The organism is Marinococcus salis (assembly GCF_054971365.1).
This window is the reverse complement of record NZ_JBQOJB010000008.1, coordinates 19,302-38,008: the sequence shown is the minus strand read 5'-3', so window position 1 is coordinate 38,008 and position 18,707 is coordinate 19,302. Positions and strand designations below refer to the sequence as shown.

At 47.1% G+C, this 18,707-nt stretch carries 16 protein-coding genes and 1 other annotated feature; of the genes, 3 read left to right on the top strand and 13 right to left on the bottom strand.

What is annotated here, in order from left to right; all coding sequences use genetic code 11:
* Positions 1–82: 82 nt before the first annotated feature.
* The 13 genes from serS to dnaA all read right to left on the bottom strand — a co-directional run bounded on the left by serS (position 83) and on the right by dnaA (position 16,646).
* Positions 83–1,363 (bottom strand): serine--tRNA ligase, encoded by a 1,281-nt coding sequence (gene serS / locus ACTTK6_RS08965; RefSeq protein WP_094908181.1) that lies wholly within the window; start codon positions 1,361–1,363, stop codon positions 83–85.
* A gap of 64 nt (positions 1,364–1,427) precedes the next feature.
* Positions 1,428–1,648: a binding site (T-box leader), on the bottom strand.
* 2 nt (positions 1,649–1,650) lie between these two features.
* On the bottom strand, positions 1,651–2,241 hold the full coding sequence (gene pdxT / locus ACTTK6_RS08960) for a pyridoxal 5'-phosphate synthase glutaminase subunit PdxT (RefSeq protein WP_079474459.1): 591 nt from the start codon (positions 2,239–2,241) through the stop codon (positions 1,651–1,653).
* Between the two features lie 23 nt (positions 2,242–2,264).
* On the bottom strand, positions 2,265–3,149 hold the full coding sequence (gene pdxS, locus ACTTK6_RS08955; RefSeq protein ID WP_079474460.1) for a pyridoxal 5'-phosphate synthase lyase subunit PdxS: 885 nt from the start codon (positions 3,147–3,149) through the stop codon (positions 2,265–2,267).
* Between the two features lie 165 nt (positions 3,150–3,314).
* Complete coding sequence (locus ACTTK6_RS08950) at positions 3,315–4,568, bottom strand: D-alanyl-D-alanine carboxypeptidase family protein (protein ID WP_462833228.1); 1,254 nt, start codon at positions 4,566–4,568, stop codon at positions 3,315–3,317.
* A gap of 178 nt (positions 4,569–4,746) precedes the next feature.
* Positions 4,747–6,201 carry an IMP dehydrogenase gene (guaB, locus tag ACTTK6_RS08945; RefSeq protein WP_079474462.1) on the bottom strand — a complete coding sequence of 485 codons (1,455 nt, stop codon included), beginning with the start codon at positions 6,199–6,201 and terminating at the stop codon, positions 4,747–4,749.
* A gap of 205 nt (positions 6,202–6,406) precedes the next feature.
* Complete coding sequence (locus tag ACTTK6_RS08940; protein WP_094908179.1) at positions 6,407–7,435, bottom strand: HD-GYP domain-containing protein; 1,029 nt, start codon at positions 7,433–7,435, stop codon at positions 6,407–6,409.
* 140 nt (positions 7,436–7,575) lie between these two features.
* Positions 7,576–10,044, bottom strand: coding sequence for a DNA gyrase subunit A (gene gyrA / locus ACTTK6_RS08935; RefSeq protein ID WP_094908178.1), 2,469 nt, complete (start codon positions 10,042–10,044; stop codon positions 7,576–7,578).
* 119 nt (positions 10,045–10,163) lie between these two features.
* Positions 10,164–12,080: a DNA topoisomerase (ATP-hydrolyzing) subunit B gene (gene gyrB / locus ACTTK6_RS08930; protein ID WP_079475044.1), complete on the bottom strand. Its 1,917-nt coding sequence runs from the start codon at positions 12,078–12,080 to the stop codon at positions 10,164–10,166.
* Between the two features lie 82 nt (positions 12,081–12,162).
* Entirely contained in the window at positions 12,163–12,447 is a 285-nt protein-coding gene (gene remB / locus ACTTK6_RS08925) for an extracellular matrix regulator RemB (protein ID WP_079474465.1), read from the bottom strand.
* A 13-nt stretch (positions 12,448–12,460) separates the two neighbouring features.
* A complete protein-coding gene (recF, locus tag ACTTK6_RS08920; protein WP_462833227.1) occupies positions 12,461–13,579 on the bottom strand; it encodes a DNA replication/repair protein RecF in 1,119 nt (372 codons plus the stop codon).
* Between the two features lie 10 nt (positions 13,580–13,589).
* Complete coding sequence (yaaA, locus tag ACTTK6_RS08915) at positions 13,590–13,814, bottom strand: S4 domain-containing protein YaaA (RefSeq protein ID WP_079474467.1); 225 nt, start codon at positions 13,812–13,814, stop codon at positions 13,590–13,592.
* 202 nt (positions 13,815–14,016) lie between these two features.
* Positions 14,017–15,159 carry a DNA polymerase III subunit beta gene (dnaN, locus tag ACTTK6_RS08910; RefSeq protein WP_079474468.1) on the bottom strand — a complete coding sequence of 381 codons (1,143 nt, stop codon included), beginning with the start codon at positions 15,157–15,159 and terminating at the stop codon, positions 14,017–14,019.
* A 146-nt stretch (positions 15,160–15,305) separates the two neighbouring features.
* Complete coding sequence (gene dnaA / locus ACTTK6_RS08905; protein ID WP_079474469.1) at positions 15,306–16,646, bottom strand: chromosomal replication initiator protein DnaA; 1,341 nt, start codon at positions 16,644–16,646, stop codon at positions 15,306–15,308.
* A gap of 623 nt (positions 16,647–17,269) precedes the next feature.
* On the opposite strand from dnaA, the gene rpmH reads away from it, so the two are divergent.
* The 3 genes from rpmH to jag all read left to right on the top strand — a co-directional run bounded on the left by rpmH (position 17,270) and on the right by jag (position 18,691).
* Complete coding sequence (gene rpmH, locus ACTTK6_RS08900; RefSeq protein ID WP_079474470.1) at positions 17,270–17,407, top strand: 50S ribosomal protein L34; 138 nt, start codon at positions 17,270–17,272, stop codon at positions 17,405–17,407.
* A gap of 99 nt (positions 17,408–17,506) precedes the next feature.
* Positions 17,507–17,869: a ribonuclease P protein component gene (gene rnpA, locus ACTTK6_RS08895; protein WP_079474471.1), complete on the top strand. Its 363-nt coding sequence runs from the start codon at positions 17,507–17,509 to the stop codon at positions 17,867–17,869.
* A 186-nt stretch (positions 17,870–18,055) separates the two neighbouring features.
* Positions 18,056–18,691, top strand: a complete 636-nt coding sequence (jag, locus tag ACTTK6_RS08890) for an RNA-binding cell elongation regulator Jag/EloR (RefSeq protein ID WP_462833226.1) — start codon at positions 18,056–18,058, stop codon at positions 18,689–18,691.
* Positions 18,692–18,707 lie beyond the last annotated feature (16 nt).

Sequence of the window (18,707 nt, the reverse complement as noted above, 5' to 3'; positions counted from 1 at the left end):
TTCAATTGCTTCTTTGAAGGTATTTTGCATAACTATGAAAAACTCTGGCCGCCTAAAGCGTCCAGAGTTTTTTAAAATCTGCCTATTTCGCTGTGATGTATGCTTTATTGCCCATATATCCACGCAGCACTTCAGGAATCTTGATGCTACCGTCTTCCTGCTGATGGTTTTCCATAATTGCCGCCACTGTACGTCCAAGGGCGAGCCCAGAACCGTTTAACGTATGCACGAATTCTGTTTTCGCCCCGCGGTCCCGTTTGAAACGAATATTGGCGCGCCGGGCTTGAAAGTCCTCAAAATTACTGCAGGAAGAAATTTCTTTGTAATCTTCGTAGCTTGGGAGCCATACTTCGATATCGTATTTTTTCGCGGCCGTAAAACCTAAATCTCCAGTGCACATGTTCATCACACGGTATGGCAGCTCAAGCAGCTGAAGCACTTTTTCAGCATGACCGGTCAATGTTTCAAGCTCTTTATACGACTCATCTGGTGTTGTAAAGCGTACAAGCTCCACTTTATTAAACTGGTGCTGGCGGATCAGGCCGCGGGTATCACGTCCCGCAGAGCCTGCCTCAGAACGGAAGCACGCACTGAACGCCGTATAGGCTTTTGGCAGTTCTTTACCTGCAAGAATTTCTTCGCGGTGCATGTTGGTAACAGGCACTTCTGCTGTTGGTACAAGGAAATAATCCTCTTCCTGGATCTGAAAAGCGTCTTCCTCGAATTTCGGCAGCTGGCCGGTGCCGGTCATGCTGCTTCGATTGACCATGTACGGAGGGATCAATTCTTCATAGCCGTGTTCATCGCTGTGCAGGTCCATCATAAACTGAATCAGCGCCCGCTCAAGGCGGGCTCCGGCGCCCTTATAAAACATAAACCGGCTTCCGGTTACTTTTGCAGCCCGTTCGGCATCAAGCATGTCTAAATCGACGCCGATATCCCAGTGCGGCTTCAGTGCAAAATCGAACACCGGCGGCTCTCCCCAGGCTCTAACTTCTTCGTTATCTGATTCATCCTCTCCGACCGGTACTGTTTCATGTGGAACATTTGGAATGGAAAGCAGAATCTGCTGCAGACGTTCATCCTTTTCACGTAGCTGTTCGTCCAGCTTTTTAACCCTGCCTGATACGTCCCGCATTTCCGTAATAAGTTCATCGGCGTCTTCTTTGTTTTTCTTTTTAGCTGCGATTTCATCAGATACAGTGTTACGTCGCTGCTTCAACTCTTCTGTTTCCTGGATCAGTTCCCGGCGTTCCCGGTCGAGCGCTTCAAAAGAATCTAATTCGCTAATGTCTTCATTTCGTTTCGAAAGCTGGGCTTTCACTGCATCAAAATCATTTCGCAATCGTTTAGGGTCAAGCATAAGTGTGTTTCCTCCTTGTATAGTTATCTATTTTATATATTATAAAAAAGCCCCGCCCCTGTGAATCAGGGACGAGACTTTAATTTCCCGCGTTGCCACCCTCGTTGCAGTAAACGTCACTGCCGGCTTTTCTTTCATCCGTTAACGGGGACAAGCCGAAAACGGCTACTGATGTTCACCGTTTTACTCCGGACGGGATTCCCCCTGCATTTTCATCGGTTCACACCAGCCACCGACTCTCTGAAGAAAAAATGCAGAAGTACTATTGTCCATCAACGCGATTGTATTTACACATTCACTGCCGCTTGCGCTTCCCGTACCATTTGTACGAAATACTGGTGAAATCTGCGGTCGTTCGTCAGCTCCGGATGAAAAGAACAGGAAAGCAGATGATCCTGCCGAGCTACTACGATTTCATCGTTATACTCTGCGAGCACTTCGACGTTTTGTCCAACTTCCGTAATCAGTGGAGCCCGGATAAATACTGCTTCGGCATCGTCTGCGACTCCGCGAATGGAAAGCCTGGTTTCGAAGCTTTCCCGCTGGCGTCCGAATGCATTACGCTGAACCGTCATATCCATCAGTTCAAGATGGCCTCCCGGCTCGCCCACCACGTCGGTCGCCATCAAAATCAGGCCGGCGCACGTGCCAAACACTGGCTTCCCTGCTTTGGCGAACGCCTGCAGCGGCTCAAAAAATTGATATTTTTCCACCAGACGCCGCATCGTCGTGCTTTCGCCTCCCGGAAATACCAGCCCATCAATTTCTTCAAGCTGTTCCGGCCGTTTTACGATAATAACTTCCGTATCAGGGGCCTCTAAACCTTTAACATGTTCACGAACAGCGCCTTGAAGAGCTAAAACGCCGATTTTCATCATGAGTAAAAACCCCCTGTATTATATTACTGGCTGCGGTCCTGCATGCGGTCAAAGCCTTCGAGCTGGGAAATATCCATCCCGGTCATTGCAGTACCCAGCCCTTTGGACAGCTTAGCAATCAGTTCGTAATCTTCATAGTGTGTTGTCGCCTCAACAATAGCCCGGGCAAATTTATCCGGATATTCGGATTTGAAAATACCGGAGCCCACAAATACACCGTCAGCGCCCAGCTGCATCATTAAAGCGGCGTCGGCTGGCGTCGCTATTCCGCCTGCAGCAAAGTTAACCACCGGCAGGCGGCCCTCTTCACGGATTTGAAGCAGCAGTTCGTACGGGGCACCAAGGTTTTTCGCTTCTGTCATTAATTCGTCTTTCGACAGGCCGATTACTTTGCGGATTTGAGACTGAATCAAACGCATGTGGCGTACTGCTTCCACAATGTTACCGGTGCCCGGCTCCCCTTTTGTACGAAGCATGGAAGCTCCTTCACCAATACGGCGGGCCGCTTCTCCAAGATCACGGGCTCCACAGACAAATGGGACTGTATATTCTGTTTTATCCATGTGGTACACATCGTCTGCCGGGGTGAGGACTTCGCTTTCATCAATGTAATCAGCACCCAGCGATTCGAGCACACGTGCTTCGACGATGTGGCCGATACGGGCTTTTGCCATTACCGGGATCGATACAGCCTCCATGACCTCCTGAACGATTGTAGGATCTGCCATGCGCGCTACGCCGCCAGCAGCCCGAATGTCTGAAGGCACCCGTTCAAGGGCCATTACAGCTACGGCTCCTGCCTCCTCGGCGATTTTCGCCTGTTCTCCGTTGACGACGTCCATAATAACGCCGCCTTTTTGCATCTCAGCCATGCCTCTTTTAATCCGATCTGTTCCTCTCTCTGCCATATTCCAGCCCTCCAGCTCCAATATTCTATCTTTTACCACCATTTTTTGTGGTGTAATAATAACGCTCAGTAGTCCTATTGTAACACTATACTATATCTGGATAAAGCATCTTGTTTTAAGCCAAAAAAGCCTTCAAGAAAGCTTTTATTCATCAGTGGCTCTGTTCTATAAACCGCTGAACAGATTGCCAATGTTCTGCACCATGTTACCAAACCATCCGCGCTTCTCCACGGCTTCTGCCGCTACCAGAGGTACTTCGGTACGGTTGGCTCTGCCCTGTATATAAGAGGCTTCACTGTTTGTAACAACTACTGTGCCCACTTCTTCCCCTTTTTCGATTGGGGCTTCATTTTTAGATACAGCAATCTCATATTCGAGCTCTTTATTCTCTGAAGAAATCAGCTCCAGTGCTTCTCCTGCTGCTACTTGTATGTTTTCTTCCTGGCCATTTTCTACTTCAATAGAGGAGTCCCTGCCGATTTCTGCTCCTTTTTCCACCAGCGTTTGGCTTTCAAGTTCCCGATCAGCATAATCGTACAGTTTAGCCGTTTCTGTAAAACGTGACATTTTTGTTTTTGCATTCATCACAACTGATATATATCTGTTTCCGTCCTGTTCGATCGTCCCGGTAAAAGCATTTCCGGCCAAGTCAGTTGTGCCTGTTTTCAGCCCGTCCACTCCTTCGTACTCCTGTTGGAGACCTGGAAGCATTTTATTCCAGTTAATCATCTCGATTGATTCTTCCGAATCTTCGTTGAATGTTTTTTTCGGCACGCCTGCCACGTCCAGCACTTCCGGATATTCATCCAACAGATGGTAAGCCAACAAGGCCGTATCGTTGGCTGACATCATGTTTTCTGCGCTCTTACCGCTTCCTTCCGGTGCATACCCCATCATCGTAGAATTATTCAGCCCGGTCGCGTTTACGAATTCATACTTCTCCATGCCAAGCTCCTCGGCCTGTTGATTCATCCGGTCGGCAAAAGCTGCCTCATTGCCCTCAATATGTTCCGCCAAAGCAATGGTTGCCCCGTTCGCAGAATAAATGGCCATAGCCTCGTAAAGTTCTTTGACCGTATAGGTCTCATCCTGACGAAGAGGCACATTTGATAAATTGGTTTGAAGAGAAAGTTCACGGACTTTCTCGCTGATTGCCACTTCATCATTCCAGCTGATATCGCCCTCTTCAACTGCTTTGTTTACTATGTATTCTGTCATCATTTTGGACATGCTGGCCGCAGAAAGCAGCTCTTCTGTATTATCTTCATACACTATCTGCCCTGTGTCTGCATCTATCATAATCGAAGCGCTTGCTTCTATATCAGGCTCTGCCGCTTGAACTGGCATACTGCCAAACGTCCAGATGACTGCAGCCGCTACGCAGGAGACCCCTGCTGTTTTCAGCTTATTTCTCTTCAATCTCTGCACCTCCGTGGTGTATAGCTATCGCATATTTTACCACAGCCTCACTTTAAAACATATCTGCCATTGTTCCTTTTATAAAGCCTTCCAGAACCGGCCGGGCAACAATATTTCCCGGGAAATATGCGCAGATACAAAAAAGACGAAAGCTGGCGGCTTCCGTCTTCCATTATTATTAAGAGTAGTTTGGCGCTTCTTTCGTAATCTGTACGTCATGAGGATGGCTTTCACGCAGCCCGGCGTTGGTAATTCGTACGAAACGGGCATCTTCACGCAGGGAGGAGACCGTCGGGGTACCGCAGTAGCCCATACCGGCTCTTAAACCGCCAAGCAGCTGATGGATGGTATCCTTCAGCGGCCCTTTGTAAGGAATACGGCCTTCGATGCCTTCCGGAACAAGCTTTTGGCTGTTTTCCTGGAAATAGCGGTCCTTGCTTCCCTGTTCCATGGCACTCATCGAACCCATGCCGCGATAAACTTTAAACTGCCGGCCCTGATAAATTTCACGCTCTCCCGGGCTTTCTGTTACTCCTGCAAGCAAGCTGCCGAGCATTACTGCATGAGCGCCGGAAGCCAGAGCTTTAACAATGTCGCCGGAATATTTAATTCCGCCGTCGGCGATAATCGGAACGTTATGCTTGTCCGCTTCTTCTGCACACTCATATACAGCAGTAATCTGTGGAACTCCGACGCCCGCTACCACGCGGGTCGTACATATCGATCCCGGGCCTATACCGACTTTTACAACGTCGGCTCCTGCCTCGATTAAATCCCTTGTGCCTTCAGCTGTAGCCACATTGCCAGCTATCAGTACTACCTCCGGATAGCTGTTCCGGATTTCTGCAATTTTATCAAGCACTCCTTTAGAATGGCCGTGGGCAGTATCAATAACAATCGCATCGGCTTCTGCTTTGACCAGAGCTTCCACACGTTTGTCTGTATCGGCGCTCACACCGACAGCTCCCCCAACGAGCAGCCTTCCCTGGGCGTCTTTTGCCGAATGAGGGAATTCGATGACTTTCTCGATGTCTTTAATTGTAATAAGCCCTTTTAACGTACCGTCCTTTTCTACAAGCGGAAGCTTTTCAATTCTGTGTTTCTGCAGCACATCTTCTGCTTCTTCCAGCGTAGTGCCTACCGGGGCTGTAATAAGGTTATTGGCGGTCATTACTTCTTTAATTCCAATCGAATAGTCTTCGATAAAACGAAGGTCGCGGTTGGTGATAATCCCCACCAGCTTTTGCTCCTCATCAACGATAGGAACGCCCGAAATGCGGTATTTCCCCATTAGATGCTCGGCGTCGAACACCTGATGGTCCGGATGGAGAAAGAAAGGGTTCGTGATAACGCCGCTTTCTGAACGTTTCACCTGGTCCACCATCTCTGCCTGTGCTTCGATGGACATATTTTTATGCACAATGCCAAGACCGCCAGCCCGTGCCATCGCAATTGCCATGTCTGCTTCCGTCACTGTGTCCATTCCAGCACTTACGACAGGAATATTCAAAGGAAGCTTGTCGGTTAACGAGGTGCGTACTGATACATCCCTTGGATGAATATCAGATCTTGCCGGTAACAATAAAACGTCATCAAACGTTAGCCCTTCTTGGGAAAACTTGTCTGCTCGCACGAATCTTCCTCCTTCAAAATGGGTAATTTTACAGGATTTTTCACTATCCTGAGGTCTGTAACTTATTTATTTCTAATATCTTATCACGTTTCAGCCAGTCTCAGAAGCAAAAGGAATATGTTTTATTTTTCCGAAAATTTATAAATAACTGCTAATATTTATGTAAAGGATTTCACTGTTTTTACTTCATACATAATACACCATGCTAGAGAACATGGTGTATGGCTAATGTTTCATTTAGTTGAACGACCTCTTTGTCCTTATCAAGCTGAACCAGCGGATATTCTATCTCCCGGCGGTCCAAATGCACAATGGAGGCCGTTCTGCCGTCGGCAAGCTGCACCTTCTTTCCAGTCATTACAGTTATGAACTGCTCTGTTAACGTTTCTATTACGGCGGGAGGCAGTTTTCCAAACGAATGGACTGCCAGCTCCTGCATCACATGAAACGCCGATTTTCCTTCGCTGTTCAGCCTCTCGCCTGCCATGGCGTGATACATATCCGCCGCTGCAACAAGGCTGCTCAGTACATATATTTTGCCGCTTTTCATTTTGAGCGGATAGCCGCTCCCGTCTTCTCGTTCATGGTGCTGCAGAATCGCAAGCAATACTTCATCACTGACCGTCCCGGCAGCCTTTGCCATCTGGTAGCTCTGAATCGGATGCTTATCTGCTTCCGATTGTCCCGACGCGGAATTTCTGGCCAGGGAAGCGTCACATAAGAGCCCGGCTAGTGCTGCTCCGGCCCATTCCTTTCGGCTGCAGCCATGCTTTTTGGCCAGAAAGGCAGCTAGCAGAGCCACTGCGATTGCGTGATGGCTATCGTACTTTTCCTGATCTATAAACTGATAGCTCGTAAAAACGCTGGAGGCATGTTCTTCAAGACTTTCGAGCAGAGGAGCAAGGACCGCCCGGGCTTTTGTCATCTCAATGGCTCCCCCGGCTTTCCAAGAGCGCCACATAGCTTCATGGGCTTCTACCGCTGTATCATATATATCTTCAAATTCCGGCTGTTGATGCCTGCTGTTTACCTCAGCCTCTTTAACTGGTGAAAAAGGGTCGCCGTTAACGAGCACCGGCTTTACCTCAATGTACTCTATAAGAAACTGTTTGATAATTTCAACCAACTGTTCTGTTAATGCTGTTTGTTTCCTAACCACCGGCGTTTCGTTCACTGCAAAAACATCGTTCACCAGTACGCATCCGGGTACTGCCTGATTAATATGTATCCGCATGGAGCCTCCTCCACTTCTCCTGATATAGTACTTTCATTGTACTATTTTCCTTGAAAAATTCCATTATTTTGATTGGATAATTTTAGAACAAGCTTCCATAAAAAAATACCCGGCCGTTCAGCATACGGCCGGGAGTTACACTATTCTTCTTCGGATTCTGCTGGCACGTTTTCTTCTTCGTTCACTTCGTGTTCGATTACAGGCGCTACTGTAGAAACAGCTTCCCCTTTATCAAGGCGGATGAGACGCACGCCCTGGGCGTACCGGCCGAGCCTGGAAACGTCGCCAACATGCATGCGGATAACTATTCCCTGGATAGTCATAACCATCAGGTCGATATCTACCGGTACGGAACGCATCGCTGCAAGTTCACCGGTACGGCTCGTAAGTTTAATGGCTTTTAGCCCTTTGCCGCCGCGGTTTTGTTTACTGAATTCTTCAAGTGATGTGAGCTTTCCATATCCTTTGTTCGTTACCATTAAGATCATTTCATTTTCCTGTGCAATGTCCATACCCACTACTTCGTCGCCATTTCGAAGCGAGATTGCTTTAACACCGGAAGCAGTCCGTCCCATCGAGCGTACATCCTCTTCCTCAAAGTGAATAGACATTCCTTGTTTGGTACCGATAATTAAGGAATCGTCCCCGGAAGTGAGACGCACACCGTGAAGCTCATCGTCTTCCCGGACATTAATAGCGAACAGGCCGCCTTTGCGGATATTCGAAAACGCAGAAAGAACGGTTCTTTTCGAAATCCCTTTTTTCGTTAGGAAGAAAAGGTAAGCATTTTCCGAGAACTCCTCGATTGGAATGACGGTACTGATGTACTCCCCTTTATCAATCTGAAGCAGGTTGATTAATGGAATTCCTTTAGCCGTACGGCTTAATTCAGGAATTTCATATGCTTTCAGGCGATACACTTTCCCTTTGTTGGTAAAGAATAAAATCGTCTGGTGAGAATTAGTCGTAAGCAGATGCTCTACGAAGTCATCCTCGTTCGTGCCCATTCCTTGTACGCCCCGGCCGCCCCGGCGCTGGCTCCGGTACGTATCAATCGGCATACGCTTAATATAGCCCTGGTGCGAAATGGTGACTACTACGTCTTGGCGCGGAATAAGGTCCTCATCTTCGATGGAGTTCTCTCCGGCTTCCAGGCGGGTCCGGCGGTCGTCCCCGAATTTTTCCTTCACCTCGGTAAGCTCTTCCCGGATAATTTCAAGCACCCGCTCTTCGTTGGCTAAAATGTCTTTCAGCTCGCGGATCCGCTCCATGAGCTCCCGGTACTCCTGCTCAATTTTATCTCTCTCGAGGCCTGTTAAACGCTGCAGACGCATGTCGAGGATGGCCTGCGCCTGATCTTCACTCAAATCGTAGTTTTCCATCAGGCCGTTTCTTGCAATCTCCGTCGTATCTGATTCCCGGATCAACTCAATCACTGCATCAAGATGATCAAGCGCTACCCGCAGGCCTTCCACAATATGAGCCCGGGCTTCTGCCTTTCGGAGTTCAAAAGCAGTGCGGCGCTGAATCACTACTTTTTGATGTTCAAGATAGTGGTACAGGCATTCTTTAAGATCCAGCACTTTCGGCTGGCCGTTAACGAGAGCAAGCATGTTAATGCCAAAGCTCGTCTGCAGGGCCGTTTGCTTGTATAAGTTATTTAAAATGACGTTGGCGTTGGCATCTCTTCGTACTTCCACGACGATCCTCATGCCGTTACGGTCTGATTCGTCGCGCAGATCAGTAATGCCGTCGATTTTTTTCTCGCGCACCAGCTCTGCAATACGCTCTACCAGCCGGGCTTTATTCACCTGGTACGGCAGTTCATCTACGATAATGGTTTCCTTGCCTCTTTTATCTTCCTCAATGTAAGCATGCGAGCGGATAATAATTGAACCTTTACCCGTTTGATAGGCTTTCCGGATACCGGAGCGTCCTAAAATGGAAGCAGCTGTTGGGAAGTCAGGCCCGGGAATGTATTCCATCAGCTCTTCTACCGTAATATCAGGGTTTTCACTCAGGGCGAGCACTCCGTCAATGACTTCCTCCAGCCGGTGCGGTGGAATATTGGTAGCCATTCCTACCGCAATTCCGGAGGTTCCATTAACCAGCAGATTCGGAAAGCGGGCCGGCAGCACCACAGGCTCCCGTTCGTTGCCATCATAGTTTTCCTGGTAGTCAATGGTGTCTTTGTTAATATCGCGGACCATTTCAAGCGATATTTTGGACATTTTCGCTTCAGTGTAACGCATCGCTGCTGCGCCGTCCCCGTCTACGGAACCAAAATTCCCATGACCGTTAACAATTGGGTGGCGGTAGCTGAAATCCTGTGCCATCCGCACCATTGTTTCATAAACTGCAGAGTCGCCGTGTGGATGGTATTTACCGATAACATCACCAACGATACGGGCTGACTTCCGGAACGGTTTGTCCGGGGTCATGCCAAGTTCGCTCATTGCAAATAAAATACGCCGGTGCACCGGCTTCATTCCGTCACGAACGTCCGGAAGAGCACGGCTGACGATAACGCTCATCGCGTAGTCCAAAAACGAGGTGCGCATCTCTTCGCCAATACCGATCTCCGTGACTCTGGATTCGTTTTCTGCCATTGCAGTAACCTCCTACTTTCTATTCCATCAGGCTTAAATGCCTATTGTTGCTATATTCGATAGAAACCCCCGCTTAAATCTTTCGCGGGGGTTTCTTTGTGTCACCTTGATGCCGTCTCTTACACGTCGAGGTTCTGGACGTAATGTGCGTTTTCCTGAATAAAATCACGGCGGGGTTCTACCTGGTCTCCCATCAATGTTTCAAACACTTCGTCCGCCATCATAGCGTCTTCAAGCGTCACCTGCATCGTCGTCCTTGACTCCGGATCCATAGTAGTTTCCCAAAGCTGGGTCGGGTTCATTTCCCCGAGGCCTTTATAGCGCTGAAGGTTTGGTTTTGGCTGTGCCGGAAGCTCTGCTAAGGCCGGCTGAAGTTCACGTTCGAAAAAGAGATAGCGGACGTGTTTGCCTTGCTGGACCTTATACAGAGGCGGCTGGGCGATATAAATATAGCCTCTTTCGATTAACGGCCGCATGTAACGGTAAAAGAAGGTCAGCAGAAGCGTCCGGATGTGGGCCCCGTCCACATCCGCATCTGTCATGATAATAATACGGTGATAGCGGGCCTTCTCGATATCAAATTCATTGCCGATACCTGTGCCAAGAGCCGTAATTATGGTTCTGATCTCGTTGTTGGCAAGAATTTTATCCAGGCGCGCTTTTTCTACGTTTAAAATTTTTCCGCGCAGCGGCAGGATCGCCTGGAAATGCCGGTCCCGTCCCTGTTTGGCCGAGCCGCCGGCAGAGTCGCCCTCCACGATATACACTTCACTGCTGGCCGCATCCTTTGAGGTGCAGTCAGCCAGTTTCCCCGGCAGCGAACTGACCTCAAGGGCGCTTTTACGCCGGGTCAATTCCCTGGCTTTCTTCGCCGCATCGCGGGCACGTGAAGCCATCAACCCTTTTTCTACGATTGTTCTCGCCGTATCCGGATTTTCACTCATAAATCTCGAGAAATGCTCTGAGAATAACGAATCTGTGATAGTCCGGGCTTCCCCGTTTCCTAATTTTGTTTTTGTTTGTCCTTCAAACTGGGGATCGGGAATCTTCACACTAACAATCGCCACCAGCCCTTCACGCACGTCGTCCCCGATCAAATTAGGGTCGTTTTCCTTGAAAAGACTGTTTCTGCGGGCATAATCATTAATAACTCTCGTCAGAGCCGTCCGGAATCCGGACTCGTGAGTTCCGCCTTCGTGGGTATTAATATTATTGGCAAACGAATACACATTGCTCGTGTACCCATTGTTGTACTGCATGGCAACTTCCACCTGGATGCCGTTGCGGTTCGCTTCAAGAAAAATCGGCTCTTTATGGAGTGTGTCCTTCTGGCGGTTCAGGTATTCCACAAAGGAAGCAATACCGCCTTCGTAATGGTAGGTCTGCACCTGTTCTTCTTCGGTGCGCTTATCGGTGCAGGTAATTTGGAGTCCGCGGTTAAGAAACGCGAGCTCCCGTACACGGCTCGTAAGTGTTTCGTATTCAAATTCGGTGGTTTCTTCAAAGATCTCCGGATCTGGTTTAAAACGGATCTTTGTGCCCCGTTTATCTGTCTTGCCTACATTCTCGAGATCATGCTGCGGAATACCACGGCGGTAAGCCTGTTGATAAATTTCGCCTTCACGGTGCACTTCAATATCAAGTGTTTCGGAAAGAGCATTTACTACGCTGGCCCCAACGCCGTGAAGACCGCCGGAAACCTTATAGCCGCCTCCACCGAATTTACCGCCGGCGTGCAGTACGGTCATAATAACCTCTACCGCCGGACGACCCATTTTTTCGTGCATACCAACAGGAACACCACGCCCGTTATCTTCTACAGTAATGCTGTTATCTTCTTCAACCGTAATATAGATCTGATCACAATAGCCGCCCATGGCCTCATCAATACTGTTATCCACGATTTCCCACACTAAATGGTGAAGTCCTCTGGACGTTGTAGAGCCGATATACATGCCTGGACGCTTCCGGACTGCCTCGAGTCCTTCAAGTACCTGTATTTGACTTTCATCGTATGAATTTTGGTTCATCGACAATCTGTTCACCTTCGCTTCCTGCGGGATCAACTCTCGCGTGTAGTCCGTAAATACCTGCGCTCGTTTTCATGCTTTTGCACGCTTAGTCTTCTTTAGCTGCCTGTATTTCTTCATGATATTCATCATATTCTGAAATAATCTGCGATCTGCGCTTCAGCGTTAAAGAAGAAATAGGTGAGAAATATACCTTTTCTTCCGTAACCACGACGGATTTTGCTTCAGAATCTGCGATTTGTTCTTTGTCGTCACTTTCGACTGCCTGCAGGAACTGCCGTGTGATGCTTGAAGAATTCTGGCTGTTACTATCTAAAATCGCAATAACGTCTTTCGAACGTATTACGGTGCCGTCGCCTAAATGTATAAACAATGTGATTCACCACCTACTGTTTTTCCAATTGACCCTTGCGGGCTGTAAACACGGTTGCCCGCTCGATTGTCTCGTGCTTGATGCTTTCAATGCTTGTCGTGGTAACAAAGGTTTGTACTTTCCCCTGAATCGCGTCCAATAAATGAGACTGCCGATGCTGATCAAGTTCCGAAAGCACATCATCAAGCAGAAGAATAGGATACTCTCCTACATAAGCGCGGATAAGTTCTATCTCTGCCATTTTCAGGGACAGGGCAGCTGTTCGTTGCTGGCCCTGGGAACCGTACGTTTGTACGTCCCTTTCGTTGACTAGGAGCTTCATTTCGTCCCGGTGCGGTCCTGCAAGCGAAAGCCCCCGGCGGACCTCATTTTCCCTGCGTCGGCCTAGCTCTGTACGAAGCTCTTCAGCAAGCACGGAGGGCTCCATCTCTGCATGAATGTTTGCAGAGGGGTCGTACCGCAGCTCAAGGCGCTCCCGGTTCTGTGTGATCCGCGTATGGATCTCTGAGGCCCATCGCTCAAGCTGCTGCAGGAAGCCGTAACGACGCTGAATTACCTTCACGGCTGCTTCAATGTACTGTTCATCAATTACTTCAAGCGTTAATTCCTGCTCTTGGCTGGGCACGGGAAACATGCCCTTCAGCAGCTGGTTGCGCTGCTTCAGAATGCGCTGATACTTGGAGAGGTCGTGCAGATACACCGGGCTGATCTGGCCGATCTCCATATCAATAAAACGCCGCCTCATATTCGGCCCGCCTTTTACAAGGTTAAGATCTTCCGGGGCAAACATGACGACGTTGCAGGCGCCTATATATTCACTTAGCTTTTTTTGTTCAATGCCGTTCTTTTTTACTTTTTTTCCTTTAGCAGAAAGAACGACTTCAAGATCAACGTGCCGCTGCTTTCGTTCTACTGAAGCTTCAATACGGGCAAAATCGTGGTTCCAGCCGATTAGCTCCTTATCCTTGGGGGTCCGGTGGGACTTCGCAAAAGCAAGCATATGAATAGCTTCCATCAAATTCGTTTTTCCCTGGGCATTTTCTCCAACAATAACGTTTACAGTGTTCTCTATTTGCAAAGCAATATCTTCATAGTTCCGATACTGCTTGAGCCGAATATTTTTTACATACACAGGCCTGTAGTCATCCTTCGCCGGTATCGATAGTGAAGGTTCCGTTCTCTTCGACTTCCACTACGTCTCCTGGATACAGCTTTCTTCCCCTGCGGGCTTCTTCTTCCCCGTTCACTTCCACAGCGAACTCAGAGAGAAACCACTTCGCCATACCACCTGTATCGATGATTCCAGCTTCTTTGAGGAACTGGCCGAGTGTTATATATTCGGTTGTGATATTAATCGCCTCTCCCATATTGATCCTCCCGACGCCGGATATTCAAAGCATAATTATTACTTCTGCCTGTTTCCGAACATATTTCATTCATACTCTATATTTTACTAAAAATAAGCGAAAAATGCCAGTATATCGCACTATTCGTTTCACGTGCCCTGCCAGCACAACATAAGAAAAACGGCCTCCTGTTTTATACAAAAGGCCGTATACTCGTTTAACTTTAATACGTGCGTACCGGTGAGAATAAATGCAGCATTTGATCGTGGTCTGTCGGACGTACAACAAATGGGCTCATAGCTCCGGTGAATTGAATATGGATTTTTTCGCTGTCGATTACCTTCAGGGCATCTGTAATGTTTTTTCCGTTAAACGAGATGCGAAGTTCTTCTCCATCTATTTTATCACAATCGATGTTTTCCGTCACTTTTCCAATTTCAGATGAAACGGAGTTAATTTCAACTCGTCCGTCCCCGAGCGTTTTCAAGTTGATCACGTTGTTTTTTGTTTCTCTTGATAGCAGCAGTGCCCGGTCGAGGGACTGTAGCAGCTCTTTTGTGGACAACTCCACCCCGGTTTTGGTCTCGGAAGGAATCATATTTTTTGTTACCGGGTATTTCCCGTCGAGGAGTCGTGAATAAAACAGAAGATGTGGAAAACGAAACATTACCTGGGTTTCCGTAATAATAATTTCAACGGTGGAATCATCATCGCTCAGCAGGCGGCTTAACTCATTTAGACTTTTACCCGGGATAACAATATTAGATAAATCGGGCGCATCCGAACCTGCTTCAAGATTTGCTTTTCGGAGAGCGAGACGGTGGCTGTCTGTAGCCGTACAGATCAGCTCCCCGTTTTCGCTTTCAAGGTTTACACCTGTCAACACTGGCCGGGTTTCTTGCGCTGATACGGCGAAAACAGTCTGGCGGATCATATCCTTAAGCAGACTCTGTGGCAGGTGAAACATATTTGTATCATCAAGCTGGGGAAGCCTTGGGTATTCTTCAGGATCCAGGCCGTTCAGGTTAAACACGACCGAACCGGAACGAATCGTAGTCGCAAACTGGTCCTGTACAACAACTTCAACTTCCTCGCCCGGGAGTTTCTTTACAATTTCTGCAAAAAAACGGGCCTGAAGCACGATGCTTCCCTGCTCGTGCACTTGAACATACTGGTTATCGTTTTCTTCTGTCGGAATAAACGTTTCGATCGATATATCGGAATCACTTCCGGTTAATGTTACGCCATCAGCAGCGGCAACGATCTTGATACCAGTCAGTATTGGGATTGTCGTTCTCGAGGAGACAGCTTTATTTACGTTTTGTACATGTTGCACAAATTGATCTCGATTAACGGTGAAATGCATAGGTCATCTCCCTTTATATATATTGTTTTTAAAGTAGTAATAGTAGTAGGGCCTGTTAGTAATGTGGATAAATAAGGTTTGCACTGCCAGATCAGGGATTTCCACGTGTGAATAAGTTGTGTATAGCGTTGTGGTGTTATCCACACCTATGTGCGTAACTGATCGATGATTCCTTGAACGGTTTTCTGCAGATCCGTATCCGTAGACATTAAATTTGATATTTTTTCGTGGGCGTGAATGACGGTTGTATGATCCCTGCCTCCAAAAGCTTCACCGATTTTTGGAAGAGAGGCATCCGTCATTTCGCGGGAGAGGTACATCGCGATCTGGCGCGGAAAAGCAATGCTTTTCGTGCGTTTTTTCGCCTTTAATTCCGGTACAGGCATTTGAAACTGCGTCGCTACCCGTTCCTGAATATGCTCTATAGTAACCGTTTTAGGCTGGGCAGTGGGAATAATGTCTTTCAAAGCTTCAGCCGCCAGATCAGCATTCATATCCTGGTTGATCAAAGAAGAATAAGCGACGACGCGGATAAGTGCCCCCTCAAGCTCACGGATGTTTGTATCAATTTGGTTAGCAATATAAAGCATAACTTCATTTGGAATATCGAGCATTTCTGCTTTTGCTTTTTTGCGCAGAATAGCAATTCTTGTTTCCAGGTCCGGCGGCGTGATATCAGTGATCAACCCCCATTCAAACCGGGAACGGAGCCGGTCCTCAAGCGTTGGTATCTCCTTTGGCGGCCGGTCGCTTGAAATGACAATCTGCTTGCTTTCTTCATGAAGAGCGTTAAAGGTGTGGAAAAATTCTTCCTGTGTCTGCTCTTTTCCAGCTAGAAACTGAATATCATCGATAAGCAGCACATCGACGTTCCGGTATTTGTTTCGAAAATGTACGGCTTTATTGTCCCGGATAGCATTAATAAATTCATTGGTAAACTTTTCAGAAGACAAATACATGACTTTGGCATTTGGATTATGGTCAATAACGTAGTGTCCAATAGCATGCATTAAGTGTGTTTTTCCAAGGCCGACTCCACCATAAATAAACAATGGATTATACGCTTTGGCTGGAGCTTCAGCTACTGCAAGTGAGGCAGCATGGGCAAAACGATTTCCAGAACCAATTACAAAAGTGTTAAACGAGTATTTATCATTCAGCATGCTCTTTGGAAGGTCCTGGCTGGAGGCGGGAGGTGCAGCCTTTGGCGGCGCTGGTTCGTTTTCTACCGGGGATTCAGCCTGGGGAATGACAAATTTCACCTGCAGTGCAGATCCGGTAATATCTTCTAAAGCGTCAGTAATCAGGTTTGTATATCGGCTTTCAAGCCAGTCACGGGCGAATTCATTCGGTGCTTCAATAATTACAGTGTCTCCTTGAAGATCCGAGGCTTCTGTCGCTTTTAACCATGTTTCATAGCTTGGCTTACTTACTTTTTCCTGCATTAGTTCCAATGTCTGGTTCCATAAATCAGTAATATTTTCCAATAAGGATGCACTCCTCTCGTACAGGCTTAGCAGTATACAGTGGCTTGGCTGGGAACTTAAATCCTTAGAAAGACAGAAAAGGCTTCTATCTTATCATGGTGAAAGAAAGAAACCCAATAAGTAAAATATGCGGAAAATGCATATTGCATGCGTTATAAAATTATTGTGCAATAATAATAAAATTATGTAAAAAAAGAAATACACATAATACACAAGGCTGTGAATAATATTATCCGGAGGCTGTGGAAAATTATCCACAAAGTTATCAACACGTGTGGATAAGACGTTGTTGTATGAAATGTTATTAACAGAAACTTAATCAATGATAGCAAATAAAAAGATGAATAACAACGGGAACATATTTGCTTATCCACAAACTCAAGAACTTGTGTATAGAAACTATCCACAACACTAGATTATGTGTACAAGTTGTTTATAATGCTGTGGGTGCTTTTTATGTTCGCTTTTGTTTATCCACACAATCGGTTAAATCAGATGTGTACAAACAAAGGGACCAGCTGCCTGTTTTCACAAGGGGATGGTTGACAGTTTTTCTTATTCTCTATATAATTTACGGGAATGTTTTCGAACGTTTATTACTCCTTGAGGAGGTGCGATACACTATGGGAAAACCAACATTTACCCCGAACAACCGGAAGCGTAAAAAGGTACACGGTTTCCGTGCGAGAATGGGAACAAAAAACGGCCGTCAGGTTTTGAAAAATCGTCGTCGTAAAGGTAGAAAAGTATTATCTGCATAAAAAGAGACCACGGATTCTATCCAGTGGTCTTTTTTTCTGTCTTCAGCTGGAAAGAAAAATACCGGCGGTTGTTAAAGGAAAAAGGGGGAAAACCGGGTAATGAAAAAGTATAATCGTTTAAAAAAGAATCACGAATTCAGCTATATTTTTGCGCACGGGACTTCCTTTGCCAACCGGCAGTTTGTGCTTTACACCTTAAAGAAGGAGGATCAGGTTCATTACCGTGCAGGGCTGACAGTAAGTAAACGCATGGGAAATGCCGTCATGCGTAACCGGATTAAGCGCTATCTTCGGGAAGCTGTATCGGAACTTGAGCCTCGCATCCCTGGAGGCTATGACCTAGTGGTTATAGCCAGGAAACCAGTAGCAGAGATGGATTACCATGAAACGAAAAAGAGCCTCACTCACGTGTTTAAAAAGGCTGGTCTATTAACCCCCAGCAAGGCAAAGCCACAAAAATAGGCACTCCTCTGCTCCCGGTTCTGTTCAGCATGGTAAAATTCTGACAAAGAGCAGGAATTTCCCGGGGTGATGGAGAATGTATTTAAAGTGCTAGAGGGGCTGACTCACCTGAATTATTTTTGCACATGATTGTACATGAAATCTTTGCCACAAAGAAACGTAAGGCTTCAGGAGGGCGGGCTGACAGTGAATCAATCGATGAAAATTTCCGGTAAAACAATAGAAGAAGCTTTAGATAAAGCTGTGCAGGAATGGGGAACAACAATAGACCGTATCGAATACCAGGTGCTTGAAGAACCACGAAAAGGGTTTTTAGGCATTGGAGCGAGGCAGGCTTACGTGGAAGTATCCGTGCGGGTTGATCCTGTAGAAGAGGCGGCGGCATACTTAAAAGATGTGGTTCAGGCTATGAACGTAGAAGCAGAAGTGGAAGTAAAAATCTCAAGAAAACTTATTTTGATGGAGCTCGAAGGTAATTCTCTGGGTCTCTTAATTGGAAAACGGGGGAAAACTCTTGATGCGCTTCAGCACCTTACGAACACGGTCGCCAACAAGCATGCCAATGCTAAACAGCATATTGTGCTTGATGCTGAAAATTATCGTCAAAATCGAAAAGAATCGTTGCAGCGGTTTGCGGAGCGTATGGCCGGGAAAGCTCGTCGGGAAGCCATTACGATTAAGCTCGAGCCCATGGATGCAGCAGAACGAAAAATTGTTCATCAAACGCTGCACCGGCACCCGGATATCGAAACGACCTCTACAGGCAAAGAACCGAGACGCCATGTGGTAATTACACCTGCCGCAAAAGAAAACCCAAAATAAATTTAACCACCGCCTG

Coding starts and splice junctions, on each gene's coding strand:
- serS (WP_094908181.1), bottom strand. CDS start 1,363: ATGCTTGACCCTAAACGATTGCGAAATGATTTTGATGCAGTGAAAGCC.
- pdxT (WP_079474459.1), bottom strand. CDS start 2,241: ATGATGAAAATCGGCGTTTTAGCTCTTCAAGGCGCTGTTCGTGAACAT.
- pdxS (WP_079474460.1), bottom strand. CDS start 3,149: ATGGCAGAGAGAGGAACAGATCGGATTAAAAGAGGCATGGCTGAGATG.
- ACTTK6_RS08940 (WP_094908179.1), bottom strand. CDS start 7,435: ATGCGGATACATATTAATCAGGCAGTACCCGGATGCGTACTGGTGAAC.
- gyrA (WP_094908178.1), bottom strand. CDS start 10,044: ATGGCAGAAAACGAATCCAGAGTCACGGAGATCGGTATTGGCGAAGAG.
- yaaA (WP_079474467.1), bottom strand. CDS start 13,814: ATGGGAGAGGCGATTAATATCACAACCGAATATATAACACTCGGCCAG.
- dnaN (WP_079474468.1), bottom strand. CDS start 15,159: ATGCATTTCACCGTTAATCGAGATCAATTTGTGCAACATGTACAAAAC.
- rpmH (WP_079474470.1), top strand. CDS start 17,270: ATGGGAAAACCAACATTTACCCCGAACAACCGGAAGCGTAAAAAGGTA.
- rnpA (WP_079474471.1), top strand. CDS start 17,507: ATGAAAAAGTATAATCGTTTAAAAAAGAATCACGAATTCAGCTATATT.